The organism is Streptomyces sp. NBC_01304 (assembly GCF_035975855.1).
Lineage (GTDB): Bacteria > Actinomycetota > Actinomycetes > Streptomycetales > Streptomycetaceae > Streptomyces.
The window spans coordinates 395,059-417,520 of sequence record NZ_CP109055.1; the positions used below are offsets into that span (position 1 = coordinate 395,059).

The following is a 22,462-nucleotide window of genomic DNA, read 5'->3' on the forward strand; positions in this document are numbered from 1 at the left end:
CGCCGCAGACCGCGAACCAGCGGATCCACACCCATCGCCTCCTCACCCGCTGCTACCTCGGCGAGGCAACTCGGCGGAGTGGGGCGGGCGGTCAGGAAGTCGTGGGCCGGGTGGCGGGCAGCCGCAGCTCACGGCGTTTGCGCTCCTCGATGTCCTCGACGTGCGTGAGCAGGAAGTGCGGCTCGTCGACGCCGTGGGCGACAACCGAGGTGCGTAGCAGGACCCAGAGATGGGTGCCGTCGCACCGGGCGAGCCGCAGCTCGGTGTGGCCGCCGTCGGCCCAGGCACGCAGGAGCGCATCGACGTCCTCGGGGTGCACCAGGTCAGCGAACGAGTGGCGGCGCATCTCCGACGCCGGCCTGCCGAGCAGGCGGCACAGCGCCTCGTTGCTGCGCAGGATGCGACCCTGCCGGTCACCGCCCAACTCGGCGATGGCCATGCCCGTGGGCGCGCCCTCGAAAGCCTGCCGGAAGCTCTCCTCGCTCGCCCGCAAGGCCTCCTGCTCGCGCTCAAGCCTGACCAAGGCGCGCTGCATGCGTGCCTGAAGCCGTGCGTTACTGATGGCAACCGAGGCCTGGAATGCGTACATCTGCAAGGCCTTGCGCTCCCAGGCCCCAGGGCGCCGGCCATTGCTGGGGCGATCGACGGAGATCACGCCGAGGAGTTCGCCCCCGGAGGAACCGGTCGCGTACATGGGGGCGAAGAGCCGGTCCGCGGGGTGCCATTCGTCGTCGAAGCGGGGCGGCGGCCCGTCGGTGAACCACTGGGGTACGTCGTCCTCATCGAGGATCGCTCCCTCGGTGTGCGGGACGAAACGCAGCGGCCCCCAGCCCTCGCCCATGGTGAGGCGGCGGTCCCAGGAGGCGCGCGAGCCGACGCGGCCGGCAAGCAGGGTCTCGGCGACGGCATTGCCCGCGACAGCGGCGACGACCAGGTCGCCGCCGGGGCGCACGAGATTCACGCACGCCAGCGCGTATCCCAGGCCGCCCACGACACCGTCGGCCACCGTCTGCACGGTGTCGGACAGGCTACCGGCCTTGTTCAACTCCTCAATGATCTGGAGCAGTCGATCCAGATCGCTCAAATGCAGCACGTGCTCCGGATCTGCCGTCACGGTGGCCTGGAGGGGAGCGGTCATCCCCGCTTCGGGACTCGGCTGCGGCATCGAGGCCGCATGCTGTGGGGCGTGTGCCCGGTGCGCGGCCGTCACCGGCGCGTCCTCGTGCACCTCATGGGTCGGCGGAAGAGTGCGCAACCGATGCCTCACGGGCGAACCCCCTCCGGTCGATCCGCGGAAAAGACAACTCCAGCTATGGAAAGGACCGTAGCTTGGCGAGCGCCACCGCGAGCGCCGTTTCCACCGCTGGGATGACCCAACCTGTCTGCGCCGGCTCACGGACGGAGTCATGATGCGCGACGTCTCGGGCTCTCGACCGCCCACGAAGGGCTACAGGGAGTCCATGAAACTCAGCCGCGGGCGTCAGGCGGGCTTGCGGCCGAAGACGTACACGCGCGCGTCTTGGCCCGCCTTGCGCCACAGCGCCGCCGCGTCGGCAGGCCGCATGTTGATGCACCCGTGCGAGCCGGGAGGTGCGTACATCGAGCCGCTGTGGCCGTGGAAAGCCTGCCCGCTGGAGAAGAACTGGGCCCACGGCATGGGGGCGTTGCCGTAGAGCGTCGAGCGGTGATGGCGGGCCCGCGCATAGATGCGGTACCAGCCGGTGCGCGTACGGTACTTGGGCGCTCCGGAGCGGATCGGGCGGGCCTGGAAGGTCACCTTGCCGGCGCGCTGCACCCACATCAGCTGACGGGTCAGGTCGACGCAGATCAAGCTGTATCCCGTACGCGGGCAGCGGCGGCCGCGGTTCGGGTGCGCGCGTTCGTCGAGGAGCACCGCCGTCCCCCACGTCACGCGCCCCGCGTAGCCGACCGCGTGGCGGATGCCGTAGTACTGCTGGAAGCGCTGGATGGCCTTGCAGTCCTGCGGTGACTGCCGCCCGTCGGTGCGCAGCTTGAGATGGCGCTCCACCTGCTTTTGCCAGGGACCGCTCTGGTCAGTGCAGTACGGCGGGCGCTTGTTCCTCTCGTACGGAGGCCACTGCTCCAGGTCCGGGACCGGGACCGGCCACGGTGCCGTCGGCGGCTTGGGCGCCGCCTGCGTGGGAACGGGGACACCGAGCGGCAGCAGCACGGCGGCCAGTGCGATCAGCAGGACGACGACACGTCCAGGCGGATGAGGCCACCGCCGCCGCGGCTCGTCGCACAGGCTCAGGCTCATGAATGCGCCACCTCCTTGATGGGGAAGTCCGCCGCCCTCCAAGGGTGATCACATGAAGCGCAGGTCAGAAGAGTCCTTCTGAAGAGCCCTGAAACGAAGGCACTTATCTGCGTGTCGGACAAGCGTCGTTGTGTATGTCGGCTGAACGAGTTGCTTCCAGGCGGGTCGGCTCCGAGACGCGAGAGTTCCGCGGGCCGGCGTTCGATTCTCCTCGCATGAAGATGAGGAGCTTCACCACCGCGGGTATCACCGGTCTTGTGCTGGCGGGTGCCGCACTCGCCCCCGTCCCGGCCGTTGCCGCCACGCCGGCGCCCGCGGGCACCACCACCGAGGAACTCTTCGGTCCCGGCCCTGGTGGAATGAACTGCGAGGAATGCCTTGAGGAGAACCTCGAGCGCTACCTCGATGCTCTCCTCGACAAGAAGATGGCCAAGTACCAGAAGCTCTTCAAGGGCGAGAAGGGCGACACTGGCACACAGGGCGGCCCTCCCGGGCCCGCGGGGCCGGCCGGTCCCGCAGGGAAGGACGGCGCCCCGGGCAAGGACGGCACCCCCGGCGAGGCCGGCTCCCCAGGGAAGGACGGCCCTGCGGGGAAAGCCGGTACACCGGGCAAGGACGGTACGCCGGGCAAGGACGGCCCTGCAGGGAAAGCCGGTACACCGGGCAAGGACGGTACGCCGGGCAAGGACGGCGCCAAGGGCACGGACGGCGCCGCGCTGCTCAAGCAGGCGACGGTCGTCACCAGCCAGTTCACGGTCGACAACGGCAAACAGGCGTACGGCAGTGCCTTCTGCCCCGGCGGCAGCAAGGTCACCGGGGGCGGCGTCAGGCGTACCACCATCCTCACCTCGGGCAAGGTCCTGACCGGGTACAGCGGGCCCACTACCGGGCCGCGGCAGGGGTGGTCCGCCCACATCTACAACGACGGTACCGGCCTGACCGTGACCATGACGGTCCACGCGATCTGCGTACCGAGTCCCTGACCAACTCCGCCTGCCCAGGGATGCTCCGGCAGCACCCCTTCTCGCCCGCGGACCGGCACGCCGCGGGCCCGCACACCCCAAGGAACCGTGACGCGAAGCGCCGCCATGGGCAGAGTCAGACCTGCCGGCAACAGCCCGCTTCATGGGTGAGGAGCTGTTGTGGAGGGTGCAGGGCCTCGAGCCGGGGGCGTTGTCGGGGTTCGGGTGGTCGCCTCGGCGCCACGTCGTGGCTCCTTGGCCGGCCACCCGTCGGCGCTGCGGCGGGGCAACGCCCTGCCGGGTATCCGCTGCCCTGCCCGAGCGCAGGGCCTGGTATCTGCACCGCGTCGTTGGCGGTTCAGACACCGGGCTCTCGCCTCCTCACTCCTGCGGCGCCAGCCACACCGTCGTATCGCCCGGCAGCACCTGCTCCCCCGTCCGTGCCGCCTCAAGGGGTCCGCTGCTCAACAGCACGCGCAGGCCGGGCGGCAGCGGTAGCGGCTCCTCGCCCGTGTTGACCAGGCATCGGGCACCACCTGGGCGGACGAAGCAGATCGCGTCTGAGCCCGCGTCGATCCATTCCAGCGTCTCGGGCCGCCCGGCGAAACGCTCGCGGCGCAGGCGCAGCGCCTGGCGGTACAGGTTCAAGAACGACTCCGGGTCCGCGCTCTGGCGCTCGACGCTCCACTGGGCCCAGTGCGCGGGTTGCGGCAGCCACGAGACGTTCGTCGCGGAGAACCCCATCGATTCCCCCGAGGCGGTCCACGGCAGCGGCACCCGGCAGCCGTCGCGCCCCCGGTCGCGTCCTTGGGAGCGTACGAAGGTGGGATCCTGGATCAGGTGGTCGGGGATGAACTGCACCTCGGGCAGGCCCAGTTCATCGCCCTGATAGAGGTACACCCCGCCGGGCAGGGCCATGGTGAGCAGCGCCGCCGCCCTGGCACGGCGGCGGCCCAGGACGAGGTCGCTGGGGTCGGAGAGCCGCTTGTCCCCCATGTCGAAAGAGGTGTCCGCGCGGCCGTAGCGGGTGGTGTGGCGGATCGTGTCGTGGTTGGACAGGACCCAGGTGGGCGGCGCCCCGACCGGCCGGTGTCCGGCCAGCGTGCCGGCGATGACCGCCCGAAGCGCCGGCGCCTCCCAGGGGCAGCACAGGAAGTCGAAGTTGAAGGCGGAGTGCAGTTCATCGGGGCGCAGATAGCGGGCGGCCTGCTCGGGGTCCGGCAGCCACACCTCGCCGACGAACGTCCGCTCGCCGTCGTACGAGTCGAGGATCTTGCGCCAGGCGCGGTAGATGTCGTGCACCTCGTCGACGTCCTGATAGGGCAGGTCGGTCGGGTCGGGGTGGGGACCGACGTCGGGGAGTCCGGCCTTCTTGGCGAGGCCGTGCGCCACGTCGATGCGGAATCCGTCGACGCCGCGCGCCAGCCAGAAGTGCAGTACGTCCTCGAACTCGGCCCGCACATCGGGGTGTTCCCAGTTCAGATCGGGCTGCTCGGGGGCGAACATGTGCAGGTACCAGGGGCCCGGGCTGCCGTCGGCCTCGGTGATCCGGGTCCAGGCGGGACCGCCGAAGTACGACTGCCAGTCATTGGGCGGTACGTCGCCGTCCGCTCCCTTGCCGGGCATGAACCAGAAGCGTTCCCGCTCGGGCGATCCAGGGCCCGCGGTGAGTGCGTCCCGAAACCAGGGGTGCTGGTCGGAGCAGTGGTTGGGCACCAGGTCGACGATGACCCGCAGTCCGTGGTCATGGGCCTCGGTGATCAGCGACTCGGCCTCGGCGAGGGTGCCGAAGATCGGGTCGATGTCCCGGTAGTCCGCGACGTCGTAGCCGCCGTCGGCCATCGGGGAGACGTACCAGGGGTTGAACCACAGCGCATCCACGCCGAGTTCACGCAGGTGGGGCAGTCTGTCGCGCACTCCGGCCAGATCTCCGATGCCGTCGCCGTTGCCGTCGGCGAAGCTGCGGACGTAGATCTGGTAGATGGCGGCGTGCCGCCACCAGGCGGGCGCGGGCGTCGAAGTCACCAAGGGCTCCTTGTACGAGGTGCAGAGGATGCTGAGGAAAGTGCGGGTGCCGAGGAAGGTGCGGGTGCCGAGGTAAGGTGCGGGCCCGGCCTGCGGGGCAGTCGAAGGCCGGGCCCGCGCTCAAAGGTGCGGCTACCAGCCGGAGTTGCCGGTGCCGCGGGTGATCTGGAAGCCGCCGGCCAGGCTGAGGCCGCCGTCGGCGGCGCCGCTGACGCTCACCGAGGAGAAGGTGCCGGCTCCCGCGGCGTTGATCTCGATGCCGTACGCGCCGGTCTTCTCGATCTTCGTGTCCTTCACCGTGAGGTCGCCGACGGCTCTTTGCCAGGACACGAGCAGTCCGCTGTAGGTGGAGTCGAGTACGTCATTGCTCTCGATCCGTACGGGTGTGGTGATGTCGGAGTCGTCGGCGTACACCCAGATCGCGCCGAGCTTCGCGCCCCAGTTGGCCTCGTAACCGCCGGTCCGCTCCAGGGTGTTGCGGGCCACGGTCGTCGCGCCGGTGAACGGCAGCGGCGGGGGCGGGAAGTTGCGGGTGCTGATCGCGATGCCCGCGGCGGCGTTCACGGTGTCGGACAGCAGGTTGTCCTCGATGCGGTTGCCGCTGCCGCCGTAGATCGCCGCGGTGTTGGCGAGCATCGGCAGCTGCACGGTGTTGAAGCGGAAGACGCTGTCGGTGACTGCCTGTTGCTCGGAGAACATGGCGAGCCCGTCGTCTCCGGTGCCCCGCACGCTGCTCTGCGAGATCTCGCTGTTCTTCGTGCCCTTGTGCAGGTTGACGCCGTCGGCGTAGGTGTCGCGGATGCGCAGGCCGGTGGCGAGCAGGCCGCTGGTGGGTGCGTCGATCCACAGGCCGACCTTGGCGTGCTCGATCCACACGCTCTGCACGGTGGAACCGCTGCCGAAGTCACCCTCGATGGCGGTGTGTCCGCCCGCGTCGTCCCGGTGCGTGGCGGCTCCGTCGATCGTCAGGTCCTGGACGGTGCTGGTGCCGCCCCTGCCGAACAGGCCTCCCTTGCCGTTCTTGCCGCGCAGCACGGTGTGCCACTCGCCGGCGCCGCGCAGCGCGACGCCGTTCAGGTTCACGTGGTCGGAGATGTCGTACGTGCCCTTCGGCAGCCACAGGCCCTTGCCCTGCCCCTTGGCCGTGTTCAGCGCGGAGTTGAGGGCCGAGGTGTCGTCGCCCGCGTCGTCCGGGGTGACGCCGAGGGTGGTTGCCGACACGAAGCCGTCGGGCATCGCGTACGCGCCGGGTGCGGTCTCCGTCTCGATCAGGTCGATGGTGTACGAGGCCGCGGAGTCGGTTGCGTCCTTCTGCAGCCTGATCTTCGTGCCGGCCGGGAGGTCGCCTACGGTCGCGCGGGTCTCGTCGAAGAAGCGGTGGGCGGAGCCGCCCGAGGGGTCGTTGTTGTAGGGGTAGGCGCCGTACACCCAGCTGTGCTTGGAGCTCAGGTCGAGATCGCGCAGGTGGCTGCCGTCCGCGTACAGGCTCAGCGATGCGTTGTCTCCGGTGCCCGCCTCGTTGTCCGGGATCGAGTAACGCAGTGTCAGGGCGTTGGCCGGCTTGGTGAGGGTGAACTCGACGTACTCACCATTGGAGTCGAGTACGACGGCCTTGCGGCCCGAGGCCTCCGCGGGGACGGACAGATAGGCGCGGTCGGGTCCGATGGCCAAGGCGTTCGTCCGGCCGCTTTCCGCTTCGTACGTGGTGTACGGCAGCGTCGCCCCGCGGGCGGCGTTCGTGGCGGCCGAGGGGATGTCCAGGCCGTCGAGCTGGAAGGCGCCGTTGTCGCCGGATTCGGTGCGCAGGGTGACGGTGTTGAGGCCGGCGCGCAGGGGCACGTCGGTGGTCGCCGTCTGCCAGGAGCCGTTGGTGGCGGGCAGGTTCAGGCCGCGGACCTTGGTGCCGTTGGCCGAGAGAGTGACGGTGGCCGCTGTCGCGTCGGAGGTGCGGTAGCGCACCTGGACCGGGTGCTCGGTCGCCGTGGCCGAGGCGACCGTGAAGACCGCCCGGGAGCCACTCGCGGTGAAACCACTGAGGTAGCCGGTGCCCCGGTAGCCGCCCGCGCTCGTGGACTTCTGCGGACCGCCCGAGAAGAAGGCCCGCTCGGCCTCGTGGGTCAGGCTGCCCCCGCCGCCCTGTGAGGGCGTCGTCGGCGTCAGGTTGTCCAGGTTGATGTTGCCGCTGTCGCTGCTGGTGAAGGTCAGCGCGACGGTGTTGGCACCGTCCTTGAAGTCGACGGGGGCCTCGATGGTGGACCAGGTGTCCCAGTTCGTGGTCGCCGGGAAGCTCACTTGGCCGGACTTGGTGCCGTTGACGTACAGACTGAGCGTCATGGTCGCCGTGGTCCCGTTGGCGTACCGGATCTTCACCGAGCCGGAGCCGGCGGTGGGCGACGCGATGGTGAACGACGTCGAGGCGTTGCCCTTGTGGGCGTCGGTGTAGCCGCCGACGTAGCCGCTGCCGGTGTAACCGGCGTGCTCGCTCTCGGCCTTGGTGCCGCCCGAGAGCGTGGCGGACTCGGCTTCGAGTGCGTCCGCGGCCAGGGCCGGCGGCGCCGCGTACAGCAGGGCGGCGAGCAGGCCGAGGAGCAGAGCCGGTATCAGCCGGGTGGTTCTCGCTCTCGCCTGTGGGCGGGTGGTTTCGGGCATGGCGAAGCGTCCTTCCGTGGGGGATCGACAGGACGGCTGAGGGGGTGGCTCGGGGTGCGGCTCAGCCCTTGAGGCTGCCGGCGGTGAGGCCGGCGATGATGTGACGCTGGAAGATCAGGAACAGGACGAGCAGCGGCACGCTGGCCATGACCATGCCCGCGAGCAGCTGGTTGGCGGGCATGAACTCCGAAAGGCGGCTGAGCGCCACGGTGATGGGCTGCCTCGCGGGGTCCGGCAGCACGATCAGCGGCCAGAGGAAGTCCTTCCACACCCCGACCACCGCGAAGATCGAAACCACGGCGAGTACGGGACGCGACAGCGGAAGGACGATCGAGACCAGGATCCGCACGGGGCCGGCGCCGTCCATGCGCGCGGAGTCCATGAGCTCCAGCGGGATCTGGTCGAAGAACCGTTTGAGGATGAACACGTTGAAGGCGTTGGCCGCGGCCGGCAGCCACACCGCCCAGGGCGTGTTGATCAGGTTCACATCGAACAACGGCACGTCCGTGACCGTCAGATACGTCGGTACGAGCAGCGCGGACACCGGCAGCATCAGGGTGGCCAGCATCATGCCGAGGAGAATGTTGCCGAGCACGGGGCGCAGCTTGGACAGGGCGTAGGCGGTGGCCACGGCGACGATCAGCTGGATCAGCCAGGCGCCGACCGCCAGGATCAGTGTGTTCAGGAAGTGCTTGCTCAGACCGGTGTTGGTCCAGGCGTCGCTATATGCCTCCGGGTGGAAACTGTGCGGCAGCAGCGTGGGGTTGACGTCCGCGAGCTCCCGCGAGGACTTCAGGGCTCCGCTCGCCATCCAGTACAGCGGGAAGACGAAGGCCAGCGTGAAGCCGATGAGCGTGGCGGTCAGGACGAACCGGTAGAGGAACCTGCCCGTGCGGCGGTTCATCTCGGTGGGTGCGATCAGCGTGCGTTCCGGGGTGCCGGACATGACGGTTCCTCTCAGCCCTGGGCCCGGGCTCTCAGCCCTTACTCCGGGTCAGCCGCAGATACGCGAGCGAGAACAGGCCGAGCACCACGAAGAGGAGCATGCTCATGGCGCTTGCCAGACCGAAGTCGCTGTAGACGAAGGCGTAGCGGAAAAGGAGCAGCAGGACGGTGACGGTGGCGTCGTTCGGTCCGCCGCCCGTCAGGATGTACGGCTCGATGAACACCTGCATGGTGCCGAGCACCTGGAGCAGCAGCGTGATCATCAGGATGAAGCGCATCTGCGGGATCGTCACGTGCCACAGGCGCTGGCGGACCGAGGCGCCGTCGAGCTCGGCCGCCTCGTACAGCTGGCCGGGGATCCCGCCGAGCGCGGCGAGGTAGATCAGCGTGGTGGTGCCCATGTTGGCCCAGGTGGAGACCAGGACCAGGGAGACCATGGCCAGGTTCTCCGACTCGAGCCACTGCTGGGCCGGCAGGTGCACCATCTCCAGGGCGTTGTTGAACAATCCGGGTCCGGGATCGTAGAACCAGCGCCACAACAGCATGGTGACGATCGGCGGCAGCATCACCGGCAGATAGACCGTCATCCGCAGATATCCGCGCCCGTGCCGGAACTCGTTGAGCACGACCGCCGTGGCGAACGGCGCCGCGAAGCCGAAGACCAGCGCGAGCAGCGTGAACCAGGCGGTGTTCTGCCAGGCAGTCACGAACAGCGGATCGTCGAAGAGCCGGCGGAAGTTGTCCAGGCCGACCCACTCGGCGGGCTGGGCGAAGGTGACCTGCTGGAAGCCGAGCAGCCAGCCGCGCACGATCGGGTACCAGGAGAACAGGGCGAAGACGATGATGCCCGCGGCGAGGAACGCGTACGCGACGAGGTTCTCGCGTACCAGCCGCGTGCGGCGTGAACGGGCCGCGACGGGGCGGGGATCGGCGCCCACCAAGGCCGGCACCGGGTCGGCGGTGTCCGTGGGGAGCGCGTCGGTGAGGGAGTCGACCTTCATCTCACTTAACCGTCGCCAGGAGCGCGTCGACCTTCTTGGACGCGTCTTTCAGGAGCTGGTCCAGGTCGGCGTCCTTCTTGGTCAGGACGGACTGCATCACCCCGTCGAGCACCGCGTAGATCTGCTGGGCGTTCGGCGGCTCCACCTTCTGCTCAAGGGTGCCGTTGCGCTCGACGAACGGCTTGAAGTTGTCCGTGGGCAGGTTCGCGTACTTGGCGTGCACGGCGTCGACCTTCGCCTGTACGTCGTCCTGGTAGAGCCGGTCGAGCGGCAGGCCGACGGGCACGTCCTTGCTGACGATGCGCTTGTCGTTGAACTCGGTGCGGTCCGGGTTGAGGTACTTGAACTGCAGCCACTTGAGGCCGGCCTTGATCTCCTCCGGGGTGGCCTTGGGGTTGAACATGAAGCCGTTGCCGCCGCCGAGGGTCGCGTCGCCGGGCATCGCGCCGACGCCGTACTCCTTGTACTCGCGCTCGAACTGCTTGACGATCGTGGGCAGGTTGTCGGGGCCCGCCATGTACATCCCGAGCTTCCCGGAGCCCATCATCTTCTGCACGTCCGGGATCTCCAGGAGCTGACGCGTGCCCATGCTGTTGTCGGTCCAGCGCATGTCGTGCAGCGTCTGCAGCGCCTTGCGGGCCGCGTCGGAGTCGACGGCGGCCTTCCACTTGTCGCCGTCCTTGACCGCCACGTCGCCGCCCATGGAGTAGATCCATGAGGTGAGGTGCCAGCCGCCCTGGTTGTTCTTGCTGTAGTCGGCGTAGCCGACGGTGCCGTCACCGAGGTCGGTGATCTTCTTGGCGGCGCTGCGGACTTCGTCCCAGGTCGTCGGCGGCTTGTCCGGGTCGAGGCCGGCCTTCTCGAACAGGTCCCGGTTGTAGACGAGTCCGAGCGAGTACTGCCCGTTGGGCAGCCCGTAGATCTTGCCGTCCTTGCCCTTGAAGACGTCCTGGAACTCCGGCCGGATCTTGTCGAGGTACGGGATGTCCTTCATGTACGGCGTGATGTCCGCGCCTTGCCGCCGCTCTATGAGCCCCGCCGGGTCGGTGAAGTACACGTAGTACACGTCCTCGAGCTGGCCGCCCGCCAGCTTCGCCGCGAAGGTCTTGGGGTCCATCTGGCCCTCGCGCGCATCGATCTTGATCTTCGGGTTGGCCTCCTCGAAGGCCTTGACGTCCGCCTCGAAGATCTTGCGGTCGACGGGCTGGGTCTTGGGCGGCATGTCGTTCACCGTGATCGTGACGACGCCGTCCTTGCCCTCGCCGGACGAGGAGGAACCGCCGCACGCGGTCAGGGACAGAGCCATGGCGCCGACCAGGGCGATGCCGGTGTGCCGACGCGCTCTGCAACCGGACGTGGAACCAGACGTGTTGGTCATGAGGTGTCATGCCTTCCTGGGAAGCGGGGCCTGCCGGCCGTCCCGACCGGCACCACAGCGCTGCCGCAGACCGTAAAAGGAAACCGCGCAACAAGTCAACGGATCTGCGCAAGAAAGCAATTTCCAGTGCCCGCACGAGCCCCGGAAGCCCAACTTCCGCCCCCTTCCAGGCCGTTCGGCGTGACCGTCAGGACCGGGGCCGCACGGTCGATCCCCGTACGATCAACTCCGTCTCGAACAGGATCGGCTCGTCGTCCACGACATGACCGTCCATCTGCGTGAGCAGCAAGGTCACGGCCGCCTCCGCCATCGCCTGCACGGGCTGCCGCGCCGTCGTCAGCGGCGGATCGGTCACCACCATGAACAGCGAGTCGTCGAAGCCCACGACGGAGAAATCCTGCGGCACGTCGAGACCTTGACGCCTCGCACCGCGCACCGCACCGAGGGCCAGCGCGTCACTCGCGCACACCACACCCGTGACACCCTCATCGAGCAGCCGGGGCACGGCGGTCGCGCCGCCCTCCATGGAGAACATCGCGTGCGAAACCCAGCGCCGCCAAGTCTCCTGCGGCACGCCTTTGGCCTTCCAGAACGCGGCGTAACCGGCGAGTTTGCGCGCACTGGGCACATGGCCGACCGGGCCGATGACCAGGCCTATTCGCTCATGGCCGACCGCTGCGAGATGGGCGGCCGCCTGTCGCGCGGCATGGGCGTCGTCAGCGGCGACCTGGGCGACGCCGCGGTTCTCGTCGGCGGCGTTGACCAGCACGATGGGCGTGCCCCGCTCACGCAGGACGCGCCCCTGCTCCAGGCCGGCGTCGGCATAGCTGGAGCCGACGAAGACGATGCCGCCGGTGTTCTGTGCGAGCAGCATGTCGATGTAGTGCGACTCGGAGACGCCGTCCGCCGTGCGGGTGCACAACACCGGCACCAGACCATGCTTGTTGAGCCGCCCGGCGAGCGCCTCGACGAACGCGGGGAACACCGGATTGTGCAGGTCAGGCACCACCAGGCCGACCAGCGGCGCACGCTCCCTGCGACTGGCGACAGGCCGCTCGAAGCCGAACACGTCGAGGGCGGTCAGCACTTGGTCGCGGGTGGCGGGGGCGACATCGGGGCTGCCGTTGAGCACTCGGCTCACGGTCACTTCACTGACCCCGGCGAAGGCGGCCACTTTGGAGAGTCTCTTCGTCATGCGCCGACCGTACAGCGTCTCCGCAAAAGAGAATCAGAGTTGCGCAAGTTTCTTACAGCGCCATCGTGGTCCATCGAGGGCATCCGGACTGCTCGACATCGCCGCACCGCACCCCAAGGTCCGCCGGCTGCGCCCCGGCGTAAGGCTGGTCTTCTCCCACGAGCACCCCGTCTGCACGGCACACCGATTGATGCCCGAGTGGCTCCCGACCGGCGACGGCTCCATCTGGACGCTCAACGACCATGCCGCCGAAGGGCCCCGTTCCCAGAAGTGGATTATCAAGGGAGTCGTGAAGTACCACAGGCGCACACGGCCGCCTTGATCAACGCCCTGCTCGACGCCGGCCTGGACTGACCGGCATCAGCGAACTCACCCCCAGCTCAGCCTCACTCGCCGGCCTGCGGTCAGCGCCATGAACGCCAATGATCTCTACCGGGCGATCAGAGGATGCCCCGCCCACGCAGTCCCGGAGTGCGAGGAGACCGGATGAGGGGCTACAAGATCCCCGCAAACAGCCAGAGTGGAAACACCCAGCCGATGGACTGATCAGCAAGGGCACTTGGAAAACGACCATCCAAGTGCCCTGCCGTCAGACCTCGTTCAGGTGCGTTGCTGCCCCGCGTCGAAGTAGGCCACGAGTTCCGCATCGAGCGGCGGGATGTCGTACGGCACACCGCCGTCCCGCAGGGAGCGGGTCGCGAGTTCGCCCGCGGCCACGCTCATCCGGGCGGCGACCGGTGAGGTGTCGGTGGCGCCGCCCTCGCGTACGAAGCGGCAGAACTCGGCGATGATCCGGCCGTCCGCGCCGCCGTGCGAACCATCGGCCTCGGGTACGCGGTGGACGGCGTCGGCGTCCGCCCGGTAGTCGCTCGGGCCGGTGTTCCAGACGCGCACCTCATCGCCGGGCCGGTCGCCGAAGTTCTCCAGGCGGCCCTCCGTACCGATGACCGTGTAGTTGCGGAAGTAGTCGGGGCTGAAGTGGCACTGCTGATAGGCGGCGATGACGCCGTTGTCCAGGCGCATGTTCATCACCGAGACGTCCTCGACGTCGACGATGTGGTGCAGGTCCGTGCGGGTCGCGGGCGGCCAGTCGAAGTCCTTCAACCAGCCGTCGGGGCGAGGGGTGTCGGGGGCGCGGCGCGGCAGGTCGCCGTACATCATCAGGTCGCCGAGGGCGTTGACGCGGCTGGTGTAGCCGCCCGCGAGCCAGTGCACGACGTCGATGTCGTGCGCGGCCTTCTGCAGGAGCAGCCCCGTCGTGCGGCGGCGATCGGCGTGCCAGTCCTTGAAGTAGTAGTCACCGCCGTACGACACGAAGTGCCGCACCCAGACGGTCTTCGGCTCGCCGATGTCGCCGCGGGCGATGATCTCGCGCATGGTCCGCACCACGCCCATGTGCCGCATGTTGTGGCCCACGTAGAGCCGGCTGCCGGTCTTGTGCGCGGTGCGCAGGATCGTGTCGCACTGCTCGGTGGTGATGCCGAGCGGCTTCTCCACGAAGGCCGCCTTGCCGGCGCTCAACGCCTCGCAGGCGATGGCCTCGTGGGTGTCGTCGGGGGTCGCGACGATGACGGCGTCGAGCGTCGGATCGTCGAGGAGGCGCCGGTAGTCGTCGGCGGCGGCGGCTCCCTCGTAGCGGTCGGGGACTTTCGCGCGAACGGCCGGGTCGGTGTCGGCGACCGCGGCGACCACTGAGCCGCGGCCGGGGCGGTGGGCGGCGTCGGCGATGCTGGCGCGCAGGCCAAGGCCGATGACGCCGATGCGGAGGTCGTCGGTCATCACTTCGCGCCCTTGGCGATGGCGTCCTCGAACTCGCCGCGTACGGCGTCGCCGCCGGTGCGCAGGAAGGTCTTCACGGTGTCCTTGAAGGAGGAGACGGGCTTGCGGCCGGCGATGATGTCCTTGACGTCGTCCTCGACCTCGTTGCGCAGGGACTGCCACTTCTGGGCGTACGTGTCCGAGTAGAAGCCGACAGTCGGGTCGGCCTGGGCGATCTTCAGGAGTTCGCCCTGGGTCTTGTGGATGTACCGGGTGACGTCCGGCTTGCCCGGCGTGTAGAGCGTCTCGGGGGTGTTGCCGAGGAACTGCAGCGGATCGAACGTCGTGAGGGCCTCGCCCTCGCCCTTGGGCGTGAGCTGGACGTCGCCGTCGCTGGTGCGCTTGTGGTGGGTGCCCTCGATGCCGTTGCCGAGGAAGAGCCGCTCTTCGCTGCCGAAGGGGGCGTTGAGGTAGTCCATGACGGCGAGCAGGGTCTTGACGCGCTTCTTGTCGACGCTCTTGCTGATGCCGACGAATCCGACCGAGCCGCGTCCCAGGTGGTAGTTCGGGGTCACCCCGCTCTCCGCGGCGAACGGCACGATGGCCTCGATCGGCCAGTCGTACATCTTGGTGTCGCCGAGGAATCCGGGGAAGGACTGGACGTACGAGCCGAGTTGGCCGCCGGTCAGCTTCTCCATGTGCGTGCGCAGGTTCGGGTCGGGCCAGAACAGCTGCGCCTTGAAGCACTTGAGGGCGAGCTCGATGGCGGCAAGGTAGGCGTCGCTCTCGAACTTGCTGGTGAGCTTGCCGTCCTTGAGGGACCACCAGTTCGGGGCGCCGTACCACTGGCTGAACGCCTGCACCGCGTTCACGTACGCCGGTTCGAGGACGTACTTCTTGCGCTTGATGTCGAGCAGGTCCTTGCCCTTGGCGAGGAAGTCCTCGGCGTCGTCGAAGCGTGCGCCGCCGACCGGCTTCCAGAAGTCCGCGTTGACGAGCTGGACCTGTCCGAAACGGCCGTACGGGACGGCGGTGCCCCAGATCGAGCCGTTGATGACCGCCGTCTTCCAGGCGAAGTCGGGGATGTTGGCGAGGTTGGGGAACTCCTTGACCGCATCGCCCGACAGATATGACGTGAGGTCGTGGAAGCGGGCCTGCAGTACCTGCGGCACATTGCGCAGGCCCTGGTTCGGCGGGAACCAGACGAGGTTCGGCAGGTCGTCGCTCGCGGTGAGCGCGTTGAACTTCATGAGGTAGACGTCGTCTTCGCCCATGCCGTTGACCACGGTCATCTTGAACTCGGAGCCCAGCTGCTTGTTGAGCTCCTGCCAGTAGGCGTTGCGGCCCATGGCCGGCGGCGCGGTGGTGAAGGTCTCGGTGAGCGCGGTGATCGGCTTGCCGTCGCCGGGGGTCTTCGCGACGGACTTCACCAGCTTCTTCGGGTAGCGCAGATACGCCGGGTCGAGGCCGTCGGCGTTGCCCGCGAGGTCCGGGGCGGCGACGTTCGCCGCGATGTACGCGGGCAGCTTGACCTTCGCGGATTTGGCGGCGCCGCCCTTGCCGGACGTACTACCCGTGCTGCATGCGCCCAGCAACGAACCGCCTGCCACGGTGAGGCCCGTGGCGCCGACCGCTCCGAGGAAGCCCCGGCGGTTGAGGGAGGGATACGCGGAAGACACAGTGGATCTCCTTCAAGAGGTACGAGATGGAGGCCTGGGCAACAGGTGCGGGGCTCAGCCCTTGATCGCACCGGTGAGGACGCCCTTGGTGAAGTGCCGTTGCAGGAAGGGGTAGACGGCGGCGATCGGCACGATGGCGAGGATCAGCACGGCCATCTGCGTGGCGCTGGACGGCGGCAGGCTGGAGACGCCCATGGCCGACTCGTTGATGGTGTCGCCCTGCAACACATAGGAGCGGAGCACCATTTGGAGCGGGAGTTTCGCCCCGTCGTTGATGTAGAGCATCGCGTTGAAGAAGTTGTTCCAGTACGACACCGCGTAGAACATGCCGACCACGGCGAGCACGGCCTTGGACAGGGGCAGCACGATCCGCCACAGGATGGTGAGTTCGCCGGCGCCGTCCAGCCGGGCGGCCTCGTGGAGTTCGTCGGGGATGCCCTGGAAGAAGGCACGTACGACCACGATGTTGAAGGCGTTGAGCATGATCGGGACGATCAGCGAGGCATAGCTGTCGATCATGCCGAGCTGGTCGACCACCAGATAGACCGGGATGATGCCGGGCGTGAACAGGAACGTGCCCAGGACGAGGAAGAGGATCGGCTTGCCCGCCACCGTCCCGGGTCGGGACAGGCCGTAGGCGAGGGCGATCGTGCACAGCAGGCTCAGCGCGGTGCCGATCAGGGTGACGCCGATGCTGACGGCGGCGGCCCGGGTGACCACTCCCCCGGACAGGACCGCCTCGTACGCCTGGAGGGTCGGCTCCGTCGGGAAAAGTACGTAGCCGCCGTGGGCCGCGATCTCCTCCTTGCCCGAGAGGCTGGTGCCGAGCGCGATCAGGAAGGGATAGCCGACGGCCACCACGATCACGCCGAGGACGAGGAATTTGGCGCCCTGCCCGTACCAGGAGGGGCGCTCCATCCATGGCGGACGGCCGTCGTGCCGCGGCCGGGCCGGCCCTCCGAGACCGCGAACAGGACGCTTGAGAAGGGATATCGAGGGCGTGGTCATCGGTAGACCCCCTGCTCTCCGAGGCGGTGGGCCACCTTGTTGGCGACGACGATCAGCACGAAGCCGATGACGCCCTTCATGAGTCCGGCGGCGGTGGACATGCCCCAGTCGCCGTCGACGACGCCGTGGTAGTAGACGTACGTGTCGAGTACTTCGGCCGCGTCGGGGCCGACCGCCTCGCGCTGCAGCAGGATCTGCTCGAAGCCGACCGAGAGGATCTCGCCGAGCCGCAGGATGAGCATCAGGACGATCGTCGGGCGGATGCCCGGCAGCGTGACGTGCCACATCCGGCGGGCCCAGCCGGCGCCGTCCATCGCGGCCGACTCGTACAGGCCGTTGTCGATGGACGCGATCGCCGCGAGGAAGATGATCGCGCCGTATCCGGCGTCCTTCCAGATCATCTGCGAGGTGAGCAGGAAGGTGAAGGTGTCCGGGTTCGTCATCAGGTTGCCCGCGCCGATGCCGTGCTCGGCGAGATAGCCGCTGATGGTGCCGGCGCCGCCGAAGACCTGCTGGAACATGGCGACGACCACGACCCAGGACAGGAAGTGCGGCAGGTACACGATGGTCTGCATGAACCGCCGGGTGCGGTTGCTGATCAGGGAGTTGAGCAGCAGGGCTAGCGCGATCGGTGCCGGGAAGAACAGCAGCAGCTGTACGGCGGTGATCTCCAGGGTGTTCCAGACGGAAGACCAGAACTCGGGTTGTTCCAAAAGGGCCGTGAAGTTCGTCCAGCCGACGAACGGGCTCTCCTTGAAGCCGAGATAGGGCTGGTAGTCCTGGAACGCGATGCTGTTGCCGGCGAGCGGCAGATAAAAGAACACCGCGAAATACAAGATGCCGGGCACACACAGGAGGAGCAGGGCGCGATCGCGTCGTAGCCGCGCCCGCAGCGGTATGCGCACGGCGGCCGCACGCTTTTGAGCGCGGGTCGGCTTCGCCTTGCGGGCCGACTGCCCTGGTTCGGGCGGGGGTTGGGGGGTTGACGTGTCCGAGCGGGTCGAAGGGGACGCAGCGGCCGGCACATTCACCTCCTGCGTCGAGTACGAGTGCGGTGGGGGGCGGGCGCACGGACAGGGCAACCGGCGGCCAACGGCATGGAATTGGCAGCCGAGGGTGAAAAGGGGCGCCCGCGTACGGCGGATCCACGGCGCGCGTGACGCCCCTGGGACATGACCTGCCCGGCGTCGGGGTCCCCGGCCCGCGAGGTCAGGGGAATCTTGCAGTCCCGCGCAGGGGCCTGACAAGAGATGCGTGAAGGATCTTGAAATTTTGCAGTTTCGTGCAGATCTTGCGCGGAGACCACGCAGGGGCTCACACGGCACAGAGCCCGAGGTCAGGCCCGGTCAGGCCTGAATCACCGTCATGCCCCGGTCCTCGAAGGCCTTCACCTTCTGCGGCGCACGGTCATCCGTGACGAGCGTGTCGATCACGTCCGGCCGGCAGATCCGGGCGAACGCCTGCACGCCGAGCTTCGAGGAGTCGGCCACCACGACCAGCTTGGCGGCCTGCTCGGCGAGCAGCGCGTTGATGCTCGCCTCCTGCTCACTGCGCGCACTCGCCCCGCGCTCGGCGTCCACCGCGTCGACCCCGATGAACGCGATGTCGAGGCTGATCTCGCGCAGGATCAACCCGGCGAGCGGACCCACGAGTTCGTACGACCGCGGCATCGCGACACCACCGGTGGTGACCACCTTGATGTGCGAGCGCACCGCCAGCTCATGGCCGATGTTCAGGGCATTGGTGACGAGGGTGAGCGCAGGGCCTTCGCCCGGTTCGCGGTCGAGCCAGTCGGGCCGGGCGGCGAGCGCGCGGGCGACCTCGGTGGAGGTCGTGCCGCCGTTGATGCCGACGACCATGCCACGCTCGGCGAGGGCCGCGGCGGCGCGTCCGATGCGCTCTTTCTCGGCGGAATCACGGGCGGAGCGGTAGCGCAGCGGCAGCTCGTACGACATCTCGGTGGGCATCGCCCCGCCACGGGTGCGGATCAGCAGGTTCTGCTCGGCGAGCAGATCGAGGTCGCGCCGGATCGTCGCCGCGGACACGGCGAGCTCCGCGGCCGCGTCCTCGACGTCCAACTGCCGCTGCTCGGCGAGCAGCCGAAGCAGCTCGCTGTGGCGTTCGTACCGGTTCACCCTGGCACCCCTCCTCCTGGGCGACAGCCGAACGGTCTGCGCCGGAAAGACAGCATCGCATCGGTAGGAATGATGCGACGTACCGGCCGAGGAAGCACAGACACATGCTTGATCTTGTTCAAAAACAGTACCCACCGTGCGCTATCAAGCGCATCGATTGCCCGCGACGACTGGATCGCTGTGGCCATCAGCCAACGTCGATACCTGGTCCGATACTTCGCGAAATGGGCCACCAGCCGTCGCCGCGCCCGCGAGCTGACCGTCCTCTTCATCCTGAGACAGGGGCCGAGCCCCAGGAGTTCCTCTGAGGACGATCGATGCCTTGAGGTAGGAGAACCGTCCGGGATTGGCTGGTGTAGAGGCGGGGATTACGCTGGTGCCCAGGAAGGCCCTGCCGACGTTGCTACGACAGACAGGGCCAACCCGCTCGGGAGAACCCCCGCAGCCTCACGGCCCTGGCGTCCTACCGCCGGGGCCGTGCTCGTATCAAGCGCCGAACAGGTGCCTGATCGTCAGGTCGATCACCAGCGCTGTTACCAGCGCCAGAAACTGACCAACCGGACTGAGCGTGCGACGGGATTCCCGGTCGACCGAACTGCTGTCGTGCTGGTCTGAGCCGGGCATCTGCTCCATCTCCTTCCCGGGGCGCCATGAGCCCCCTGGGCCTCCCATGCGGCGGTGGGATCCCCAGCGAACTCACGTTCCTGGAAAGCGAAACAGCCGTTGTTCTCCGTGACTCGAAGCTAGCAGGCGACATCAGGAACACCTTCTGCGTCACTCGCTCAATGCTTCCATGCAGGCCGAAGACAAGACCTGCCGTGAAGTCGACAAGCCGCTTCGCATCCGTGTCGTCCATCTCCGTGAGATTCATGATCACCGGAGTGCCTTTACGGAAGTGCTCCCTGGCCCAAGCCTCGTTGTCGGTCCAGGGGTGCAGCGCGGTGATCCGGTACGGCTCTCGCTCGGACGCGACCTTGAGCATGATCGCCGGTGCGTTCCTTTCCCCTTCGGACGTCCGGTTGTGGTGGATACCGCGAGGGCGATCACCTACGGCCGCAGTCGGCCTTGTCGCCCCAAAATGCCGGAGTGAGTCTCGCTCACTCCTCGCACGCAATCACAAACGCGCAAGCGTTCAACGTGTTCACGGGTCGGCGGTGGATGCCCTCTTTCCCTGGCGCGTGCGCTGTTCCTCCATGGAGACATGCCGCGAAAGGCGTGACCCGCACGGTGCTCCGGAGCGCCGTGCGCGGCATTGTGCCGCTTCAAGCGTTGGGAGAGGTTTTGCCGCAGGACATTGAGTTCCTCATGCCCTATCCGAGGAAAGTCGCCGTCGACCTGTCGGCCGGCATGGAACGCCATCTGGCCTGGGCAGCCGACCAGGGCTTCCTGCCCAGCGACACCGCCACCGAGCGCTACCAGTTCTCCCAGCACGCCGAAGTCGGTGCCTGGTTCTGCCCCGAACCCGAGACCGACCAAGACCTCGACCTGCAACTCGACGTCAACGGCTGGTACTTCGTGTTCGACGATGCCTTCGACACCCCCAACGGCCGCCCCGCCGACGGGGCGGTGACCGCATGTCGGCAGGTGATGGAGCTCCTGCACGGCGAGCCGGTCCTGCGCCCTGGTGCATCGCCGCTGGTCGCCGCGTTCGCCGACCTGTGGAAGCGTGAATGCGAATCGATGTCACGCTTTTGGCAGCAACGCGCCAGCAGCACTTGGCGCGATTACCTGGCCGGCAACCTGGCCGAGGAAGCCAACCGCAGGCTCGCAACGCCGCTGTCGTCGTCCGACTACCTCGACGTCCGCCGCCGGTCGGTCGGTGTCCTTCCCGACTTCGACATGCGCGAATGTATCGGCCCCTTCGAAGTACCGCCGCTGGCCTGGTACTCCTCCCACCTGCAGTCCATGCGCCACTACACCGTGGAGCACGTCATCTTCGTCAACGACGTCTGCTCCCTGGAGAAGGACGAAGCCCGCGACGAGATCAATCTGGTTCGATTGCTGATGGTGGAGGACAACCTCAGCAGGCAGACGGCGATCGAGAAGGTCGTGGCGACGGCCGACTCTCACATGCACCGCTTCCAAACCCTCCAAGCCGGCATCCCGCACCTGTGCGACAGCCTCCGCCTCACTGCGCAGGAGCGCACCGCGGTGCAACGACACCTCGCCGCAATGATCGACATGCTGTCCGGCAACTACCACTGGAGCCGCAGCTGCGGCCGCTACAGCACCCAGGCCGTTTCCGGCCTCACCCCCGATCAGCCAGGTCTGCTCGCCCTGCACGACCTCACCCGAAGCACCTGACACCGCACTCGACGCTGCTTCGTCAGCGATCCTCGCTGTCCCTGTTGAGACGGAACCTCAGACGCTCCCGCCCTCGGGGGGAGCTTGGCGATCACGCGGTCCCCGGCCGGCCCTGCGGCGGCGCCGTGCTCTCCCGCACCACCAGGGTCGTCGCCAGTTCCACCTGCTCCGGCTGGGCCGCGCCGCCCGCGGTGACCAAGCGAAGCATGCGGAACGCCGTCGCCGCCATCGCCTCCAGCGGCTGACGCACGGTGGTGAGCTCGGGCGCCGCCCACCTGGCCACCGGCACGTCGTCAAAGCCCGTCACGCTCACATCGTGCGGCGCCCGCAGACCCCGCTCGGCGAGCGCCTGCAGCACGCCGAAGGCCTGGCCGTCATTGCCTGCGACGATCGCTGTGGGCGGCTCCGGCAGGTCGAGCAGGCTGAGCGCCTGGGTGCGGCCCGCGCGAGCGGAGAACTCCCCCGTGCGCACCAGTGACTCGTCCGACGGCACCCCGGCCCGCTGCAAGGCGGCGCGGTAGCCGTCCAGTCGGGCGCGGGCGGACCACACCGGCAGCGGACCGGAGATCGCGGCGATCCTCCGGTGGCCGAGCTCCAGCAGGTGGCGGGTCGCGCTCAGGCCGCCCTGCCAGTTGGTGGAGGCCACCGAACGCACCCCGTCCCCGGGCTCCACGGGCGGATCGATGACGACCAGCGGTACGCCCTTCGCGTCAAGTTGCCGGCGGTCCCGCTCGTGGGGCAGTTGGTGCACGGTGAGTACGCCGTCCGTGCCGCGGGCGGCGATCCGCGCCAAGGTGGCACCGAGGTCCTCGTCCTGCCCCGTGGCGGTGTTGACGACGATGCGGCAGTCCTCCTCGCAGCCCGCACTCACCGCGCCGGCCACCAAGGCGTCCGCCCACGGGCTGTGCAGCTCCCCGATGACAAGGTCGACGATGCCGCTGGCACGCGAGGCACGGTAGCCGTGGTCGGCCAGCAGCCGGCCGATCCGCTCGCGGGTCGTCGGGGAGACGTCGGTACGGCCGTTGAGCACCTTGGACACCGTCGATACGGAGACGCCCGCGTGCGCCGCGATCTCGCTCAGAGTTGACCGCATGGAACGCTCCCTTTTCGAAACAACTACGCCTGACTGTACGGGGATTGACCCT

16 protein-coding genes and 2 pseudogenes are annotated in these 22,462 nt (G+C 68.2%); 2 read left to right on the forward strand and 16 right to left on the reverse strand.

Translation table 11 applies throughout. The features are described from left to right. Positions 1-47: 47 nt before the first annotated feature. Together OG430_RS01705 and OG430_RS01710 are read right to left on the reverse strand one after the other, a co-directional pair. Positions 48-1,138 (reverse strand): annotated as a pseudogene (locus tag OG430_RS01705) (PAS domain S-box protein); the annotation flags it as partial. A 342-nt stretch (positions 1,139-1,480) separates the two neighbouring features. Next, entirely contained in the window at positions 1,481-2,278 is a 798-nt protein-coding gene (locus tag OG430_RS01710) for a L,D-transpeptidase (protein WP_327350548.1), read from the reverse strand. Between the two features lie 215 nt (positions 2,279-2,493). Here OG430_RS01710 and OG430_RS01715 point away from each other — a divergent pair, with 215 nt between their 5' ends. Beyond that, positions 2,494-3,261, forward strand: coding sequence for a hypothetical protein (locus tag OG430_RS01715; protein ID WP_327350549.1), 768 nt, complete (start codon positions 2,494-2,496; stop codon positions 3,259-3,261). A gap of 360 nt (positions 3,262-3,621) precedes the next feature. Here the strand turns inward: OG430_RS01715 and OG430_RS01720 are convergent, their stop codons facing one another. The 13 genes and pseudogenes from OG430_RS01720 to OG430_RS01780 all read right to left on the reverse strand — a co-directional run. Then, the gene (locus OG430_RS01720; RefSeq protein WP_327350550.1) at positions 3,622-5,265 is read right to left on the reverse strand and encodes a glycoside hydrolase family 13 protein; all 1,644 of its coding nucleotides are present in this window, start codon (positions 5,263-5,265) and stop codon (positions 3,622-3,624) included. 132 nt (positions 5,266-5,397) lie between these two features. Then, entirely contained in the window at positions 5,398-7,914 is a 2,517-nt protein-coding gene (locus OG430_RS01725) for a carbohydrate-binding protein (RefSeq protein WP_327350551.1), read from the reverse strand. Positions 7,915-7,975: 61 nt separating this feature from the next. Then, positions 7,976-8,860: a carbohydrate ABC transporter permease gene (locus tag OG430_RS01730; RefSeq protein ID WP_327350552.1), complete on the reverse strand. Its 885-nt coding sequence runs from the start codon at positions 8,858-8,860 to the stop codon at positions 7,976-7,978. A gap of 31 nt (positions 8,861-8,891) precedes the next feature. Next, positions 8,892-9,860, reverse strand: coding sequence for a carbohydrate ABC transporter permease (locus OG430_RS01735; protein ID WP_327350554.1), 969 nt, complete (start codon positions 9,858-9,860; stop codon positions 8,892-8,894). Position 9,861: 1 nt separating this feature from the next. Beyond that, positions 9,862-11,238 (reverse strand): ABC transporter substrate-binding protein, encoded by a 1,377-nt coding sequence (locus OG430_RS01740; protein WP_442816426.1) that lies wholly within the window; start codon positions 11,236-11,238, stop codon positions 9,862-9,864. 187 nt (positions 11,239-11,425) lie between these two features. Next, positions 11,426-12,433, reverse strand: a complete 1,008-nt coding sequence (locus tag OG430_RS01745; protein WP_327350555.1) for a LacI family DNA-binding transcriptional regulator — start codon at positions 12,431-12,433, stop codon at positions 11,426-11,428. Positions 12,434-13,033: 600 nt separating this feature from the next. Beyond that, a complete protein-coding gene (locus OG430_RS01750) occupies positions 13,034-14,212 on the reverse strand; it encodes a Gfo/Idh/MocA family protein (protein WP_327350556.1) in 1,179 nt (392 codons plus the stop codon). Then, positions 14,212-15,870 carry a hypothetical protein gene (locus tag OG430_RS01755; RefSeq protein ID WP_327350557.1) on the reverse strand — a complete coding sequence of 553 codons (1,659 nt, stop codon included), beginning with the start codon at positions 15,868-15,870 and terminating at the stop codon, positions 14,212-14,214. Before OG430_RS01755 ends, OG430_RS01750 begins: the two co-directional genes overlap by 1 nt. 54 nt (positions 15,871-15,924) lie before the next feature. Continuing rightward, on the reverse strand, positions 15,925-16,788 hold the full coding sequence (locus OG430_RS01760) for a carbohydrate ABC transporter permease (RefSeq protein ID WP_327350558.1): 864 nt from the start codon (positions 16,786-16,788) through the stop codon (positions 15,925-15,927). An 86-nt stretch (positions 16,789-16,874) separates the two neighbouring features. Beyond that, positions 16,875-17,783 carry an ABC transporter permease gene (locus tag OG430_RS01765; protein ID WP_327350559.1) on the reverse strand — a complete coding sequence of 303 codons (909 nt, stop codon included), beginning with the start codon at positions 17,781-17,783 and terminating at the stop codon, positions 16,875-16,877. Positions 17,784-18,224: 441 nt separating this feature from the next. Next, on the reverse strand, positions 18,225-19,013 hold the full coding sequence (locus OG430_RS01770) for a DeoR/GlpR family DNA-binding transcription regulator (RefSeq protein ID WP_327350560.1): 789 nt from the start codon (positions 19,011-19,013) through the stop codon (positions 18,225-18,227). A gap of 486 nt (positions 19,014-19,499) precedes the next feature. Next, the gene (locus OG430_RS01775; protein ID WP_327359495.1) at positions 19,500-19,646 is read right to left on the reverse strand and encodes a hypothetical protein; all 147 of its coding nucleotides are present in this window, start codon (positions 19,644-19,646) and stop codon (positions 19,500-19,502) included. A 103-nt stretch (positions 19,647-19,749) separates the two neighbouring features. Further along, positions 19,750-20,016: pseudogene (locus OG430_RS01780) on the reverse strand (cell division protein SepF); the annotation flags it as partial. 212 nt (positions 20,017-20,228) lie between these two features. On the opposite strand from OG430_RS01780, the gene OG430_RS01785 reads away from it, so the two are divergent. Then, complete coding sequence (locus tag OG430_RS01785; protein WP_327350561.1) at positions 20,229-21,317, forward strand: terpene synthase family protein; 1,089 nt, start codon at positions 20,229-20,231, stop codon at positions 21,315-21,317. Positions 21,318-21,408: 91 nt separating this feature from the next. On the opposite strand, the gene OG430_RS01790 is transcribed toward OG430_RS01785, so the two are convergent. Next, positions 21,409-22,410: a LacI family DNA-binding transcriptional regulator gene (locus OG430_RS01790; RefSeq protein ID WP_327350562.1), complete on the reverse strand. Its 1,002-nt coding sequence runs from the start codon at positions 22,408-22,410 to the stop codon at positions 21,409-21,411. Positions 22,411-22,462 lie beyond the last annotated feature (52 nt).

Coding starts and splice junctions, on each gene's coding strand:
- OG430_RS01740 (WP_442816426.1), bottom strand. CDS start 11,238: ATGACCAACACGTCTGGTTCCACGTCCGGTTGCAGAGCGCGTCGGCAC.
- OG430_RS01715 (WP_327350549.1), top strand. CDS start 2,494: ATGAAGATGAGGAGCTTCACCACCGCGGGTATCACCGGTCTTGTGCTG.
- OG430_RS01735 (WP_327350554.1), bottom strand. CDS start 9,860: ATGAAGGTCGACTCCCTCACCGACGCGCTCCCCACGGACACCGCCGAC.
- OG430_RS01790 (WP_327350562.1), bottom strand. CDS start 22,410: ATGCGGTCAACTCTGAGCGAGATCGCGGCGCACGCGGGCGTCTCCGTA.
- OG430_RS01710 (WP_327350548.1), bottom strand. CDS start 2,278: ATGAGCCTGAGCCTGTGCGACGAGCCGCGGCGGCGGTGGCCTCATCCG.
- OG430_RS01730 (WP_327350552.1), bottom strand. CDS start 8,860: ATGTCCGGCACCCCGGAACGCACGCTGATCGCACCCACCGAGATGAAC.
- OG430_RS01745 (WP_327350555.1), bottom strand. CDS start 12,433: ATGACGAAGAGACTCTCCAAAGTGGCCGCCTTCGCCGGGGTCAGTGAA.
- OG430_RS01750 (WP_327350556.1), bottom strand. CDS start 14,212: ATGACCGACGACCTCCGCATCGGCGTCATCGGCCTTGGCCTGCGCGCC.
- OG430_RS01775 (WP_327359495.1), bottom strand. CDS start 19,646: ATGGAGCAGATGCCCGGCTCAGACCAGCACGACAGCAGTTCGGTCGAC.
- OG430_RS01760 (WP_327350558.1), bottom strand. CDS start 16,788: ATGGAGCGCCCCTCCTGGTACGGGCAGGGCGCCAAATTCCTCGTCCTC.
- OG430_RS01725 (WP_327350551.1), bottom strand. CDS start 7,914: ATGCCCGAAACCACCCGCCCACAGGCGAGAGCGAGAACCACCCGGCTG.